At 42.9% G+C, this 16,050-nt stretch carries 7 protein-coding genes and 2 pseudogenes; 3 read left to right on the forward strand and 6 right to left on the reverse strand.

Annotated features, from left to right (window positions below; genetic code table 11):
• Positions 1–12: 12 nt before the first annotated feature.
• The 3 genes from LMH68_RS21305 to LMH68_RS21315 all read right to left on the reverse strand — a co-directional run bounded on the left by LMH68_RS21305 (position 13) and on the right by LMH68_RS21315 (position 3,169).
• Complete coding sequence (locus LMH68_RS21305; protein ID WP_102429262.1) at positions 13–498, reverse strand: hypothetical protein; 486 nt, start codon at positions 496–498, stop codon at positions 13–15.
• A complete protein-coding gene (gene tssI, locus LMH68_RS21310; protein ID WP_229647815.1) occupies positions 498–2,576 on the reverse strand; it encodes a type VI secretion system tip protein VgrG in 2,079 nt (692 codons plus the stop codon). The genes LMH68_RS21305 and tssI overlap by 1 nt, the downstream gene beginning before the upstream one ends.
• A gap of 74 nt (positions 2,577–2,650) precedes the next feature.
• Positions 2,651–3,169, reverse strand: a complete 519-nt coding sequence (locus LMH68_RS21315) for an Hcp family type VI secretion system effector (protein WP_012600867.1) — start codon at positions 3,167–3,169, stop codon at positions 2,651–2,653.
• Positions 3,170–3,623: 454 nt separating this feature from the next.
• Here LMH68_RS21315 and tssH point away from each other — a divergent pair, with 454 nt between their 5' ends.
• From tssH to LMH68_RS21330, 3 genes and pseudogenes are all read left to right on the forward strand, one after another.
• Complete coding sequence (gene tssH / locus LMH68_RS21320; protein WP_229647816.1) at positions 3,624–6,317, forward strand: type VI secretion system ATPase TssH; 2,694 nt, start codon at positions 3,624–3,626, stop codon at positions 6,315–6,317.
• A pseudogene (locus LMH68_RS21325) lies at positions 6,304–7,687 on the forward strand (sigma 54-interacting transcriptional regulator); the annotation flags it as partial. The gene tssH and the pseudogene LMH68_RS21325, both read left to right, overlap by 14 nt.
• A gap of 80 nt (positions 7,688–7,767) precedes the next feature.
• A pseudogene (locus tag LMH68_RS21330) lies at positions 7,768–7,932 on the forward strand (helix-turn-helix domain-containing protein); the annotation flags it as partial.
• 84 nt (positions 7,933–8,016) lie between these two features.
• On the opposite strand, the gene LMH68_RS21335 reads toward LMH68_RS21330, so the two are convergent.
• The 3 genes from LMH68_RS21335 to LMH68_RS21345 form a co-directional block, all read right to left on the reverse strand.
• A complete protein-coding gene (locus tag LMH68_RS21335; RefSeq protein WP_229647818.1) occupies positions 8,017–12,780 on the reverse strand; it encodes an OmpA family protein in 4,764 nt (1,587 codons plus the stop codon).
• Positions 12,774–14,081 carry a TolB family protein gene (locus tag LMH68_RS21340; protein ID WP_229647819.1) on the reverse strand — a complete coding sequence of 436 codons (1,308 nt, stop codon included), beginning with the start codon at positions 14,079–14,081 and terminating at the stop codon, positions 12,774–12,776. Before LMH68_RS21340 ends, LMH68_RS21335 begins: the two co-directional genes overlap by 7 nt.
• A 65-nt stretch (positions 14,082–14,146) precedes the next feature.
• Positions 14,147–15,844, reverse strand: a complete 1,698-nt coding sequence (locus LMH68_RS21345; RefSeq protein WP_229647820.1) for a hypothetical protein — start codon at positions 15,842–15,844, stop codon at positions 14,147–14,149.
• Positions 15,845–16,050: the final 206 nt, after the last annotated feature.

The raw sequence follows: 16,050 nt of genomic DNA on the forward strand, positions 1-16,050 counted from the left end.
CTAGTAACACGATCAATTGATCGCAATGGTGCCGCCTTGAATTTTTTGAGCCTTCTCAGCTTGAGAAGTCACATATTTGGCTTTGGTGGTAATTCGGCCATCACGGCCGCTGTAACGAGTCTCTGTTTCGCCACTTCTCACAATTAACTCTTGTTCCGTTTCAATAACCATTTTCTTTGCTCTCAGTACAAACTCATCCGAATCATCAAGAATAGAGAAAAAGATATCTGTGACTAAGGGAAGGTTAAAGTCGTTATTTAGAAACTCGATACGACATGAAAGGTTGTTATCAACAGCAAGTTGCAACTCGGCTAATTTAAACCCTCGCCCCAACCTCGCATTAATTGGCTGCAGCAACGGGTTTCCTTCGAAATCGACGCGAACACCACTCTTAGTTTCGTTAATCGATACAATTGTTCCAAAACGCGAAAAGCAAGCCGTTGATTCGGCTTGCTGTTCCGTGATGGTTTGTATAATTGGGGTTTGTTTTTCCATCATTAATTGATCGCTACGTTTCCACCTTTGATTACAACTTTATCGCTTCCTTCGATAGTTATTGAGGAACCTGACAACTTGATTGAGCCGTCACTATTCATCACTAATGAAGACCCACCCGTTTTCAGTACTATCTTGTCACCGCTTATGATCTGGGTCGCACCATCGGCTTTGTATGAAGTATTTCCTTTAACAGAAACCGTTAAGTTGCCACCAACCGTTTGGTTATCATCAGCTCCAATGTCAGAACTTTTTGAAGCACCTACCGTTAAGTTGCTATTTTCGCCCACATCCAAGTCATCATTCTTACCAATCTTGGTAATTTGATTGTCTCCAATTTCTAGATCAGAGTTATTCTTAACATATTGAGTCTCATTGGCATTGTAAGTAACGGATACATCTTGCTCTACAGTTTCAGTAAACGTGCTGTTAACTTGGGTAGTCTTGTGTCCGTCGATGGTCTCTTTGTGATCACCATGAACATCATTTGTTTGATGGCGTGCAACCTTTAAGAACTCATCTTGACCTATATCGCGATAGCGGTTATTCAAAACCTTAGTCGACATGTCCTTTTGCGCATGGATGTAAACTTCTTCTTGGTTCGCTTCGTCTTCAAAGCTCAACTCGTTATAGCCTGTCCCTTTATGCGTTTGAGTTCGGAAAGTTGTACGCGTTTTGTTCTCTGGTAACGAATACGGAGGATAATGAAGCCCGTTATAAACTGCGCCTGTAACCAAGGGCCTGTCAGGGTCACCTTCTAGGAAGGTCACTACCACCTCATGGCCGATACGAGGTAAGTATACCGCCCCCCAAGTTGGTGCCGCCATTGATTGGCTAACTCGAATCCAACAACTCGAATGCTCGTCGCTCTCGCCATAACGATCCCAATGAAACTGAACTTTGATTCGCCCAAGCTTATCGGTATAGATCTCTTCACCTGCAGGCCCTACGACAACCGCTGTTTGTGTACCTTCAACCAAAGGAGCTTCAAGTTTTGGAGCTCTAAACTCAACATGTCTAGGAATACACGCAAACTGATTGTGATATGTAGTTGGCAGACCATTAGTTTCGTCTTCATGCACCTGAGGGTCATGACCACTATGCATCACCGACAGCATGAGGTAATCGCGGTTGATTGCCGAACGTGGATGCTCACTGATACTAAAACTGTATCCAGACGCCAGTCTCATGACATTACTGGTCGCCTCTACTTGCTGATTATCTACAACGTGCTCTGACATCCATTCATTTGATCTTACTTGCCCCATTGCTGGGTCAACGTAACGTCCTGGAAAATCGAATAATTTCAAATCTAAATCGAGTTCGCCGGAGCTGCTCATTTCCTGAGGGATCTTCGGAAACTCATAGTTATAATCAGTGTAAGTAACGTGGCCAGTTTTTACTCTATTCACGAGTTCAAGGTCAGAGATATGCTCGCGGTCTGCAACACCACCACCATCCGCATGATAAACAATAGGGCCTAGATAAGATCCGTTAAGTGGTGAGCTCAATAACTCAGTTATTGCATCATTACTGTCGACAATAACCATTGTGTGGTTAGCTTCTGTATGCTCGAAGTAGTACCACATACCATGCTCTGCCAAAATTCGTTGAACAAACTCTAGGTCTGTCTCTCGATATTGGAGCACGTATTCTTTTGAAGGATAGACACCTGACAGTTCTAATCGATAATCAGTTACTGACGCATCATCTAAAACTTCAGAGATGATCGCCGACGCTGATTTTTGTTGAAAAATGCGGCAGTCTTGTCTTTGGCTCAAAAACCAAGCTTGCGGAACAAGAGTCAGTTGGTAACGGGAGAATCTCCTACCCGATCCAAGGTAACGAACTTCATTAACTACGCCGTGAAAGCATCTCGCTGAACTGACACCTTGACCATATAGAGTCAAGCTACCTGGTTTACGGATGAGTGCATCAAATGAGATATCAGGATCAAGTGAAAGTAATGATAGGCTGATTTGAAAAGGCTTTGAAAGCTCTTCGATTACCTGAAAGCTCTCCACACGAAAATCATGCTCAGAGCCTTGCAGTTCAAACTTAAATTCTACGTCATTCACCATATCTTTTACCTGATACTAATAATAGAAATAGGGCCAACAGCAGTTGTTGACCCTTTGTTTTTCACGAAAAGCGATTAAGCTTCGCGTGGAGCACGCCAGTCATCGTTACCAGCAGTACCACAGTTTTCGTGAGTTACTTCGATTGCGCGGTAAGTCAGCTTAAGTACTTCTTCAGTTACACGATCTGAAGTTGCAGCGTCTTGACAGTGATTCATACGAGTTTGAATATCTACAAGTAGTGCATCAATTAACTTGATTGAGTAGTAGTGCTCTTGCTTACCTTGTACTGAAGTACGGTAAAAACGGATTACACACTCAGGAAGCTTTTCGCCAGACACTAATGCGTTGAATAACAGAGGTGAACAACGGTCTTGTACTTTAGTTACTACTACAGGGCGGTGAACACGTTGACCTGTTGGTTGGCCACTTTGTGGGTCACGTGGAACTGTTAGTACGTGATCAAGTTCTTGAACTAGGAACTCATCAACGTGAGCTTCTTGCCAAGTGTTACCTACAGAATCTGCAGAGTAAGTATCTTTAGTAATGTGACCTTGAGTTTCACCATTGATAGACATATATGCTGGAGTTGGCATCGATATTTCCTTTTTAAAATTTATAATTCATTAATTCACCAAATCGCTTATCACCGCGACTGATTAAGCTAATACAAACATCATGCCAACTTTATAAAACCAATAAATACAGATAGTTACAATAAATTATCCGTTATAAATATTATATTTAACAACAATTTGTTGTTTAGAAAAACGATTTATTGAACGTGGATACTAATAAATTGAATTTAAAAAACAAAGGCAAAATAACTATCTCGAAGATTAGAAATAAAGTCAAAAAAACTAGCAATTAAATCATAACGCCTAGACTATTTATTATTTTGAACGGGATTTTAAATATTAGTCAGATAAAAAGCCAAAACAAACAATAAAAGTAACCAATAAACAATAGTAAATTCATCACCGAATAAAAAACCAGTTATCAATTTTAGTATAATTGCTGCATCCCATATACATAACTAATAGAACTAAAATGATAAATATAAACCTTTCCTCTTTAATACAACGTCTGCACCCTATTGTAAAAGTCGCTTTAGAGGACGCCGCTGCATTAGCCGTATCGGAAAAAGCCAATGAAGTGCAAATTGAACACTATCTATTAAGCTTATTAGAAAGGCCACATAGTGATTTTGATATCTTATTAAGTCATTTCGATTGCTCAGAGACCATTTTAAGGCAATCCATTCGTTCGACTTTAGATACCAACACAACAGGCAACGGCAGCAAGCCCGTTTTTTCTTCGCTTTTAATCGAATGGCTTCAAGAAAGTTGGTTGGTCTCATCTTTAGATCTATCCGAAACTCAGATTCGCTCTGGCGCCCTACTTCTTACACTCGTGAGTAACCCACTACGCTATGGTCAGCACGGCTACGCTTCAATCTTAGACGGTGTAAACCCAGATACCTTAAAGCGTAACTTTTCTGAACTCACAACAAACTCACTAGAATCTTTAGCAACGACATCAGAAAAAACCGATGCACGTGAAGATGGTTCGGCATTAAGTAAATTCACCACCGACTTTACCGGCAAAGCAAGAAAGGGCGAGATCGACCCAGTATTCTGCCGTGATCAGGAAATCCGACAAATAATCGACATATTGGCGCGACGCAGAAAAAATAACCCAATCGCCGTAGGTGAGCCGGGAGTTGGTAAAACAGCGGTGGTAGAGGGTCTTGCATTAAAAATTACCGAAGGAGATGTGCCAGACTGCCTCAAAGGTGTTGAACTATACGGCCTAGACATGGGCTTACTTCAAGCAGGAGCGAGTGTAAAAGGTGAGTTTGAAAAACGCCTTAACGCAGTACTAGATGAAGTGAAGAATTCACCGACTCCAATCATTTTATTTATAGATGAAGCTCACACGCTAGTTGGTGGAGGCAATCAAGCTGGAGGCAGTGATGCTGCCAACCTACTTAAACCCGCTCTAGCACGTGGTGAAGTAAAAACAATTGCTGCCACCACATGGTCTGAATACAAGAAATATTTCGAAAAAGATCCAGCTCTGGCGCGCCGTTTCCAACTAGTAAAACTCGATGAGCCATCAGCTAGTCAAGCCGCATTGATCATCCGAGGCTTAAGACCAGCCTATGAAAAATCACATAACGTGTACGTACGTGACGACGCAATCACTGCCGCAGCAAACTTAGCTGATCGTTACATCACTGGACGCCAACTGCCAGATAAAGCAATCGACGTGTTAGATACGGCTTGTGCTCGCGTCAATATTAGCCTTAATGCAACACCGGCACCTGTCGAAACATTGCATCAAGAAATTGCGGCTGCGAACCGCGAACTCGAAGCTCTTGAGCGTGACCAACTGCAGCAAACCGGTGACAAACACAGCGCCGCTTTAATTCCTGATCTAAAAGAGAAGATTGAAAAGGCCACCGAAGAACAAGCTACCCTTCAAGTTCAATGGAAGAAAGAACAATCTCTTATTCAAGAAATCATTGAACTGCGTAGCCATCTTTATAGCCTTACTACTCCTTCGACTGAAGAAGACAGCGCTCCTATAGCTGACAATACGGTTCAAGATGATGACGCACTAACAAGTGACAAACCAAATTGTCATGAATATTCTGAAGAGCAGACTCGCGAAGCTATTCAATCTTGTAACGAACGTTTAGATAACGTGCGCGGTACCAATCCACTCGTTCACTATGAAGTGGGTCCCGACGAAATTAGTCATGTAATTTCTGATTGGACAGGCATCCCTATTGGTAAGATGCTTCAAGATGAGTCGCAAGCAACCTTAAACTTGAAACAAAACCTAATCCAAAACATTAAAGGCCAAGAATTTGCCATTGATGCGCTTGCTGAAGGTATTCAAACCGCAAAAGCGGGATTAGGTAACCCAGATGCACCAACGGGTGTTTTCTTATTGGTTGGCCCAAGTGGTGTAGGTAAAACAGAAACCGCTCGCGCTATCGCTGATCAGATGTTTGGTGGTGAACGCTTCATGACAACCATCAACATGTCTGAGTTCCAAGAGAAACACACGGTTTCTCGTCTTATTGGTTCTCCTCCTGGCTATGTTGGTTTTGGTGAAGGCGGTATGCTGACCGAAGCAGTTCGTCAGCGCCCTTACTCTGTTGTTCTTTTAGATGAAGTTGAAAAAGCAGATCCAGAAGTACTCAACCTGTTCTACCAAGTGTTCGACAAAGGCACGCTAAATGATGGCGAAGGTCGTACCATCGACTTCAAAAATACACTCATCATCATGACAAGTAACCTTGCGACTCATGAGATTGAGTCTTTAGTTCACCAAGCGAAAGACATTGATGCCAATATCGTCGCTGAAGCCATTCGCCCAACGTTGAATCAACACTTCAAGCCAGCCTTGTTGGCTCGTATGTCCGTGTTGCCATTCCTTCCACTTTCAGACGCAGCAATGACTGATATCATCCATCATAAACTTAAGAAAGTGTCTGAGCGCCTGCAAAGCCACCACAAACTGGCACTTTGCTATGGTGATAACTTAGTGGAATTCGTATTAGGCAACTGCCGCCTTGCAGAGACGGGAGCTCGAAATATTGATGCCGTTATTAACCGTCAACTATTGCCGCAGCTTTCGACTCAACTACTGGTGAATGACAAGGATGATTCACATACTCAAATTGACGTTTCTGTGGACGAGCAAGGAACTCTAACCTATGCGTTCAGCTAACCATAGTGAGCTTAGTAATGCCCTACTTGCGATCAGCCAATCTCTGGCTGATCGCAGCCAGTTAGCTCAAACTTTGGATGCCGTTCTCACAGCAGCAAGGCAAATGACTTTCGCGAAACATGGCATCATTTACGTGCTTGACCAAACCGGTCAAGCCTTGATTCCGAGCACTGCACACCACCATGAAAAAGTCATTGCCTCACATCCTTGGGAACCACTGCAGTTAGACACAGTAAGTGAAGCCGACCCATTCAACTTCGCCGTACGTAACGGCGAAGTTGTCTTGATCAATGAGCTATACACTTATAATGGTTATGACTGCGAAGGCATCTATCAAACCGAGCAAACGTTAGGTCTAAAAAGCAACAACTTACTTGCTTGGCCATTGATTGATGATGAAGGCAAAACCATTGGATTATTGGTTTTGCTCGATTTAAGCGTTATCGATAACGAAACCGCACTTACCGAGTTTTGCCGAATGGCGGCAAGTAATATTCGCCATGCCATTTGGTTAGAGCAATATGGACAAGTGATTAAGAGTTTAAGCGCCGATAACCAAGCATTGGTCCGTGAAAATACTCAGCTAAAAAAGCGGACAAAGAAAACCTATCAAGGTCCGATCGCTGAAAGTGAAGAGATGGTCAATGTATTGAGCCGACTTGATAAGGTGCTCTCTCTGCCTGTCGACGTCTTACTAAGAGGCGAGACAGGTGCGGGTAAAGAAGTCATTGCAAAATACATTCACGAAAACTCGAATCGTTCAGATCAAGCATTAATCGTTCAGAACTGCGCCGCAATTCCTGAACAACTTCTGGAATCCGAACTTTTCGGACACAGAAAAGGGGCATTTACCGGTGCAGACAAGGACAAAGTTGGCTTATTTGAAGCAGCAAACGGTGGCACCCTGTTCCTAGATGAAATTGGCGATATGCCAATGCTACTTCAAGCTAAACTACTGCGTGTGCTGCAAGAACGTAAAGTTCGTCCTGTTGGTGCCAGCAAAGAAATTGAAGTGGATGTCAGAGTCATTGCAGCGACACACTGTAATTTAATGCAGCAGATTAAAGACGGTGGCTTTAGGGCCGATTTATTCTATCGCTTGAATGTTTTCCCTATCACTTTACCACCACTGAGATCTAGACAAGCGGACATTATCCCACTTGCCGAGCACTTTGTTCAGCACACCACCACGATGTTAGGCTTGCCTCAATCACCGGGATTGAGTGCTAATGTGAGAAACCAACTACTTACGTATACCTACCCCGGTAACGTGCGTGAGCTTAAAAACATCATTGAACGATCGGTTTTATTATCAGATTTCGAAACTATTACTCAGATTGAGTTTGGTGAACAGATCCCTGAAGACGTAGAACACCGTCAAGTTGTTGCTCCAGCTACATCGGCAATTCAAACCACGTTCGAACCTGAACCTCTAGGAGATGACGATGTCGCAGTTGGCCTAAAAGAGGTCGTCAGTCAATATGAACGAACTGTGATTATCGACTGCTTAAACTCTTGTAATTGGCACACGAAACGAGCGGCTGAACAACTGTCGCTCCCGTTAAGTACACTCAATCACAAGATGAAGAAATACGATATTTCTGCTGCGGGTTGATGGGATAACGGGAACATGGTAATTACTGTTTAAATTGATAAGAAAAGAAAAACCGCCCGAAGGCGGTTTTTTTGTATCCGTGTACTAATTCTCTACCCAGCTATCAATCATATCGATCCTCGCTTCGAGCAAGCTATCAAAATGGTCTTTGTAACTCATCCACTTCTGAAGGTTGATATGGGGTTTAAATTTAATTTCCTTAGATTGCTCAGCAAACGCAAGGTCTGTGTTGAGCTTATTAAGCTGTTTAGCAGCCTCAACTTCGTCTTCTTTGTACTTGAGTTTGATCCAATTAGTCGGGATTCTAGTCACGCCACTATCGGTCAAGTGCATTCCCTCACCTTTCTCTAAATCTAACCCAGATCCAAATGGTGCATTGACTTGTATACCAAAGTTAACCCCTTTCCTTGAACTACTTGGTGCAATCATCGGCCTCAAGCCATTTACTTTGTGACCAAATAGATTGATATAAGAGAGCTCTTCCACACTGGCAAACAAAGTGGTTTCTTCCTCCCTTGCACCGCTCCAAGTCGATAATGCGATACACTCTAGACTTTCTGAATTCATCTTAGCTAGATCTTCTTGAAGCTCAGATAGCGACTTAGGAATTTTTTCCATTTCAGATTTTTCAAAGATAAAAGAGCCACCAACTTTTTTCACTGTTCCGAGTCGTGCGACTGCTTTAAAATCTGTCACTGGACATAAGTTTGAGCCAGGCCATAAGTTTGGATCATAAGAGAATTGAACGTGAATTGGGATTAGATTTTTATCAAAACCTTGCTCTTCCAAATTATCAGGATCACACGGTTTTGAACGAATCAGTAGAGTTGCCGTCGTTTCTTTATTCCAGTCAAAGGCAGTAACTTTACCACTCATGCGCTTATCAGCTTTTAGAAGAGGATCATCCCCCCCTTTCTGAGCAGAGGCATATTTTAAGCCACTTTGCCCTAAATAAAGGCTCACTTTTGCCCCATCAAAAACCTGTGGATATCGTGCTTTCTTACCCTCAGGAGGCGTTAAGAATGTCTTCTCGTAGAAGAGGCCATCGCCAAAAATAGCGCCGCTAAAATTGATAAAGTCTTTTGTTAACTCATATTGACGAGATGGCGACAACGTCACGCTAAATCGGTCGATGGTTCTCTCTTTGCTATCTGTCGAACCAAACGAGCGTAGCAAATTGACACGCTTTTCTGTCTTACTTTGACCTGGCACTTTTAACTCAAAAAAGTAGCTCAGGAATTTGAAACCACCCGAGACGGTTGAGCTAGCGCCTGTATCAAAGAGGCTCTTCAATGCAACGTCGTCGTAATTAGCAACTGGTCGAATACCAAATACACGTGTAGTACCAAAGAAATAACTTGGCTGAATAATGACGCCAAGTTTCTTCGCATTATTGTCATCACCAAAAATGACTTTTCTCTCTGGTTCAGAAAAGTTCACAGGTGATAACTCTGATACATATTCTATATGAGTAGAGGCAACACTATCACTCCACTTCCAGTTACCTTCATTTGAACTATGTGAGATGACATCAAGACAAATCGGCAGCTGACCAATAACGTTGCTGTTATCTTCGCTCCCAACCCCATCTTTTACCAACGCTACGACCTTAATATTGTCATAAGGTGTCAGCATTGCACCGTTATCTCGAAAATATTGCTCAAACGGCACCCAATCATCATATTTTGGAACTGAACCATTACTTTTATAAGGACGACGAACAAAGACCTCAACTCTCTCAAAGATACTATCATCTAATCCTGTTGGTGGTTTATCCCCTAGTAATGCTTCGAAATGGCTGTCGTCTTGACTTGCTCGGTAATGAATTGGGAAGTAATGGTTATATCGCCGAGCTCTCTCAGTCACCAAGTCGGTTAAATCATCGGATGCATAATGGCGGTAAACATTAACACCTTGAGCGTATATTTTGGTAACCGAAGCGCTACCAATTTGGTTATATGTTTGACGATAACCATTTTTCTCCATCCAAACTTCATCTAAGTGTTCAGCACCCAGCAGTGAGATATCAACACTCCAATCATCATTGAGGATGAACTCATCAATATAGCCCAGCACATCGAGGTCACTGAACTGATTGATGTTAGGACCGCTCAGCACATCAGCGTCACTTAATATCCCGCCACCGCTAAAAGCAGGATTCGCATTGACAGCGTGAAAGCTCTTAATCAAGCGAATCAAACCATTCAACGCAATCATTCGCTTCATATACGATTTTAAGTACACTCGGGTCGCATTGGGGATATCTGGTTGTGCCAAAAATTGGTTAAACGCCATAAGATCTTGATAGCGGATGGAATCAACCTGCTTAACGCATTTTTGATATTCAGTGTTTGGTTTTAAGAGGTCCATAATGGCAGTAGCAAGCTTTACACCCTCTACCCCAGCGGCAATCACTTTTGCTGGCGGGAAGGCCATGGCCGCCCCACCAATTAATGCATTCAAACCGGATTGGATGAACTCTAGCATCGCCTGATCTTCGTTCATGTCTTTCGCAATTTTTATCTTTGCCGCCTTTTCAACATTCATAAGGCCTGCGCGACACGGTGGATATTCCACAGAACGGCTAAACGCGAGATAAATTTCAACCCGACGGTTTTTCACTCGCTCTTCAATTGTACGGTTGGTATTACCAGGTAATGAAACTGCATACCCTTTTGCTACAATTTTGAACATAGGAGACCAAACGCTTCGAGCGTCCGGAGACATAGCATCAAGGATGGCCTCTTTGACAGAAATAGCACGCTTTTCCGATAAAGCCAAGTTGTAGGCTTCTGATCCCATATTACAGGTATGGCCTGTTATGACAATTTCGAAAGGGTTACTGATTAACCCCTGTAACTGCTCAGCGATTCTTTTGTGCACACTACCTTTTTCAGTGACTTGGTAAGAATCGAACTCAAAAAATGTCATGTTCAACCGAAGTAACACGTCTTCTACACGCTGGTCTAGTGAAATGCTGCCTTCTTCTACAAACAAATCTGGCATTTCATTTCTAAGGATATCGACAGCATTTCGGTACTTCTCTTCCGTGCGCTGAAAAGCTTGTGCTTTATCTGCTTGTATAGAAGCGGTTGTTGCCATGTATTCCTGTATTTTAGACAGCAGATCTCCGTGCGCTGAGCCTTGAGCTGCTTGGCTTCCGTTCCAATTGGCATAGGTATTGACGGCATCGTAACCCAGGTCCGCAATAGTTAGCGGTTTATCTAACATGTCTAACGCTTTCGTTCCGATCCGCCCTGCGCCAGTAAGGTATGGCAAAATGGAAGTGCTCCATAGCGGAGAGACTCTCTCCATCTGCGCATGAAACTTCTGACTAAACCACACTATTTGCGCATTAATACGGCCATTCATAAAGTGAGCAGATTGGGTCACTTCGTTCGGATAGTGATCATTTAGGTCCGCCACGGCTTTGATGAAAGCTCCAGACGCTTGTGTAGCACCTAATGTCTTTGTAGCGACTAGTGCAACGTCCCTAAGTTCGGCTTTTTCACTGTCTTTGAACAGCTCTGTAGCTGATGCCGCAAATTTACTTAACGTCACCCAACTGATGCCATCTTTTAACACACCGGAAGTTGTCTCCAAACTGCCTTTTACCGTTTGAAACGTCGCCCACGTTGAGTTTGGTAAACTGGTTTTGGTCTCCTTTCGTTCAATCAGTTTTTCCGGACTGTCGTAAGGGAATGCTTCTAAATCTGCACTCAAATGAGGGAAGAATTGTGGGGCATGATTAATTAAGGCTTCTTCAACGGAGATAGGATCACCATTAACAACAGCAGTGCGACCAGCGGTTGTGTGAATATCCAAAGCAAGGGCATTTTCTTTTAGACTGTAACTTTTTGGTATACCTTTAGCATCAAGAATAGTTACGAACTGTTTTCCATTGTCTTCATCGATTTTCTTCGAGAAATCTATGTTGATTCGAAGTGACGTATTTTGACTACTCAGCGATAAAACACTTTCCGAATTAAGCCAAAACGTTGCGACATACATCGACTCTTGTTGGGTAGCTTTACCGTCTGTAGAATATTCATAAGAGACATCTTTAACCTTCGATGTAGGTAAAACACCACTATCCTCTTTTTTAGAGCCTTGAATATTAGTACCTTTTGGTAAATCGGCTAATGTAACTTCAGCGCCAATAAAGTCCACCGAAGAAAAAACAACCTGAATTGTATAGAACTGCGGAACTTCAACTACGTGTATCTGTTTAGAGTGGCTCTTATTGTACCACTTTGCGTAGTTATTAAAGAAATCACTACTTTTGTCAACTTGGTCCGGGGGGGGAGCTAGGCAATCTTGCTCGACGCTAACACGCTTAACGCTTAGATCGGTCACACAAGCAGGTTGCCCTTTATCATCTTTTATCTCCTTAAGATCTTTATAAGATAACAAGTTGTAGAGTTTAGTTAACCAAGGCTCCTGGTCTTTACCTTCTCGGGCCACATTGGCCATCTGGCTTAATGGCACCAAATAGCTCGGGAAAAACAGCACGTCTTGCACAGCGCCCTTGTTAATCGCAGCTTCCACACAACCCTTTGCCAAAGGAGCCCTCAGTAACTCAGCGCCTATCTGATCAGCGTTGAATTCGCGAGCCGCTAAAATATTAAGCTTACCCAACTCATCACTAACCGCGATCGGATTTTTACTGCTGGTAGATATCTGTTTGTTAGTAGTACTGTGGTCTGCAACAAACTCCTGTTTGACTTCCAAGCTAGGAATGACCAATGTTTCATGGGCTAATGGGAAAAGGCGGCCAACGGGGTTACCGTCCCTGTCATGCAATCTCCCCATTAGATAAAGGCCCGGAATATCGTAACGTTTTACCATTTCTTAACCCCCATATATTCCCTAACTTGATCCATGTCTTTAAACAGCGCTTTCATATCGTAAAACTGAGCACAACTCTTAAAACCAGCCCGACTGCGGGCACAGTGTCGACGTAACTCTTCTGTAACGTCTGGTAAAAGTTCATCAAATTGCGCTTTGGTAGGGATAGGAGGCATAAAAAGACTCAAATCCATATTCTCAAAGTCTTCGTAAATATCCGCCGGTATGTAAAAGTTGATTCGATTTAATTTCTTGTAGTCAAACTCGCCAATACCGATTTTTAACGCGTAGTAATAGCTCAAACCATCAAACATCCCAATTTCTTCAGGTTGCTTTAATCTCACCAATCGATTTCCGTACGCTCTGGCGTACCACTTACCGCGTTGAAGCGGATACCTCTCAGGGGAGTCTTCTAGCTTTTCATTGGGAGTTTGAAACGAAAATAGTTCATATGGTTTTTGGTCACCACACACTATATAGCTATATATCGGACCGCGTGTATAACCCTGTTGACATTGGTCTGCTACATATCTCTCTTGATTGATAAACGTCATTGCTGGAAAGCTAAATACCAGCTGTTTTACTTTTCCTCGTTCACCGCGGTCATCTCTTTTTGCGACACTAAAGATAAACCGCCCGTTCAATTGGTCGATAATAAAAGCGACGCCATCTTTTGATGGGTTCCAGATTTCGCCATTAACCTGGAGCTCCCCTTCAAATGTATGCTTGTTTTTTTTTGTTTTCAAATCAAGAAAGTATGGATTTCCATCTTGGAAATTTAAATAGTAATATTTACTGCTATCAAGGTTAAATGTCCCTGAGTGGCATGCATCCATTTTCGCCAAAATTTCTCTATCTTTAAGATCGTAAACCATACAATGTCGGCTACCAAAAGATGAATAATTGAACGCTACGTATCGCCCATCGGCGGTGCGCTGCGTGTTACCCCCTACAGGTAGTTCGCCTACATCACCTCGATTCAATAATAGGCGTACATCACTACCATCTAAGTTCATGGTGTAGATGGTAGAGTCGGAGCCGTAGTTGAACATTACTTGGGGTTGAGTGTGCTTTGCATTCCACTCTTCTCTGGGTACACCTTCAAGGGGTTCTATTTCGATTTGCCATCCCCGAATTTTTGAAATCGTGTCCCTTTGATTGCTATACGATGTAGATTGTACTATTCCGCGAAGGTTTGAGATGTAATTCTTATCCATTTGAGGCTTGCTTTGCCAATGTATGACACCAGCCCCAGCCAATAAGGCGGCAATAATGGTGCTGCCTATTATGATTTTTTTCATATTTCGCTTGTTCTCTTCGTGATTTGATAAACCGAGGTCTAACGCACATTCCCCGTGTTATCACTTTAATTGGAGTTGATAAGCTCTAGCATCATGTCTAATGTTTTCTTTTGACGCTCTCTTTCTTCATTAACTTCATCAGGCACTCGCTGTTCTTCGTGCTTAGAAATCATCGGTAATTCTGGTGGTTCTGTGACGATCTCTTGGTATGTCAGCCCTTCAAACATCATCACCGCGCTGTCTTGCCCCCCAAGGTGCGAAAGAACAAGTGTAAACTTTCCTTTGGGAGGCATACCTGTCACTAAGGCACTGATATATCCTTCTTTACTGGTTAAATCAAAAGGCTCGGTAACTCGCCAGTCACTTTCAGAATCTTCCATAATGGCAACTAAGCCGTCATACGAAGCCAACGAGTAAGGGTCTAGCTGTTCTGCCAATGGGCCATCTGCCAAGCCAACTTCCAAGCGGACAAGAAAACCACTGTTTTTTCCATCCACATAAGCGATCACGGTATTACTCTCGTCATAACTTCGAACGATGGCTTGCTGGTCACTCAGCCATGGCATGTCGTCTTCGGTAACTTTGTGGATGGCGGCGCTGTCTACATCGGAGGTGAATTCTTTTGCACTGAATGACTGTGCGTCACTGTAACTGCTTAATTCATCTAATGGCGTGCTGGATTTCTCTAGCAAAGCAGCATCCGATTCTAATGCTTCAATTTGAGCAAAGCGCTTTTGCTTTGGTGAGAAAATGATCTTGAGTCCATTTTCTCCCTGTTGGACTTCACCCGATATTTTGTAAGGTGCCCAGAAATGCGCCATGGAAAAACCGCTTGCGCTTCTTTGTATTACCTGATGTGTGTCCTTTTTCTTTTCTTCTTGCTCTAGGGTACGGTAATACTCGACGTCAACATCTTGGTAGTAACCTTTCTCGTTTAACGCCATCTCTCGCCAAAGCTTCCCTTTCCAAAACACATAAAGGAAACCACCACGCAGGTCAGAAGCTTTTGATTTGTCGTTGCTGCCATCTAAGTAAGCTAATGGCCTCACCGGCACCAACACGTTATCCCATTCATCCATATGAGTTTCTTTATCAACGGGTTGCAGGCCTTCTGCGAGTTTAAGCAAGATTGGATGAGGCTGGTCAGAACAAGGGATTTTGATGTAAAGCGTTTTGCCCTCAGCTTCGAGATCTTTAAATGTCGCGAGACTGCGGTGTTTATTTTCTCGATCTGACTTACCTACCGTCACTTTTTCTTTTTGAGTATCGGTAGTTCCTAACATCAGACAGCCAGCATTACTCGACCACTGACCAGCAAACTCAACGACGATTTTATGTTCAGGGGAAGGTTCAACCGGCGAGAAGTTGTAGTGACGTGCCAAAGGTACATCATCGACAACTTGCTGGTAGTTAGCTTTGTGAACGCGCTCTGCAGTACTATTGATCACCCGATCGACATGTAACTTCAGTCGGGGGAAATTTGCTAGCTGCTTACTCGTTAGTGGACGACGTCTCACATTGGATGAAAGACAAACCCAGTTCGCTTTTACAAGTTCTACTCGAATAGCATTGAGCAGGCTGTGGACATTTTTTTTAGCCGACGCAGTAATCTGCTGAAGCAGAGTGCTTGGTAATTGAGCCAAGATGTCTTTAGGGGTGCGCACGCGCGAAAATAGCCCGACACACTCATCCGGTGTTAAGACATATTGAAGGTCGTTCGTACTGAGAGACGAACTAGATATAAATTTGCAAACTAAGTGCATTTGGATTCTCCACAACCTACAGATATATATAGTTGCGGTGATAACTAAGCTGATAAGGCTTAAAAAAACGATTTGGTTAAATAAATTCTACGCGTAATGGTTATAAATTTCAATAGATTAGAAGGAGTATCGTCAAAAACCATAACACTAGCAATAAAGCTAATTAAACAGGATAAATAGTCATTTCGTCTGACCAACTAAAAAGG

The organism is Vibrio sp. F13 (assembly GCF_020806305.2).
In the GTDB taxonomy this organism is placed as follows: Bacteria; Pseudomonadota; Gammaproteobacteria; order Enterobacterales; family Vibrionaceae; genus Vibrio; species Vibrio crassostreae_C.

What these genes read in the sequence shown, in the direction of transcription:
- LMH68_RS21305 (WP_102429262.1), bottom strand. Translation starts at nt 498, where the DNA reads ATGATGGAAAAACAAACCCCAATTATACAAACCATCACGGAACAGCAA.
- tssI (WP_229647815.1), bottom strand. Translation starts at nt 2,576, where the DNA reads ATGGTGAATGACGTAGAATTTAAGTTTGAACTGCAAGGCTCTGAGCAT.
- LMH68_RS21315 (WP_012600867.1), bottom strand. Translation starts at nt 3,169, where the DNA reads ATGCCAACTCCAGCATATATGTCTATCAATGGTGAAACTCAAGGTCAC.
- tssH (WP_229647816.1), top strand. Translation starts at nt 3,624, where the DNA reads ATGATAAATATAAACCTTTCCTCTTTAATACAACGTCTGCACCCTATT.
- LMH68_RS21335 (WP_229647818.1), bottom strand. Translation starts at nt 12,780, where the DNA reads ATGGTAAAACGTTACGATATTCCGGGCCTTTATCTAATGGGGAGATTG.
- LMH68_RS21340 (WP_229647819.1), bottom strand. Translation starts at nt 14,081, where the DNA reads ATGAAAAAAATCATAATAGGCAGCACCATTATTGCCGCCTTATTGGCT.
- LMH68_RS21345 (WP_229647820.1), bottom strand. Translation starts at nt 15,844, where the DNA reads ATGCACTTAGTTTGCAAATTTATATCTAGTTCGTCTCTCAGTACGAAC.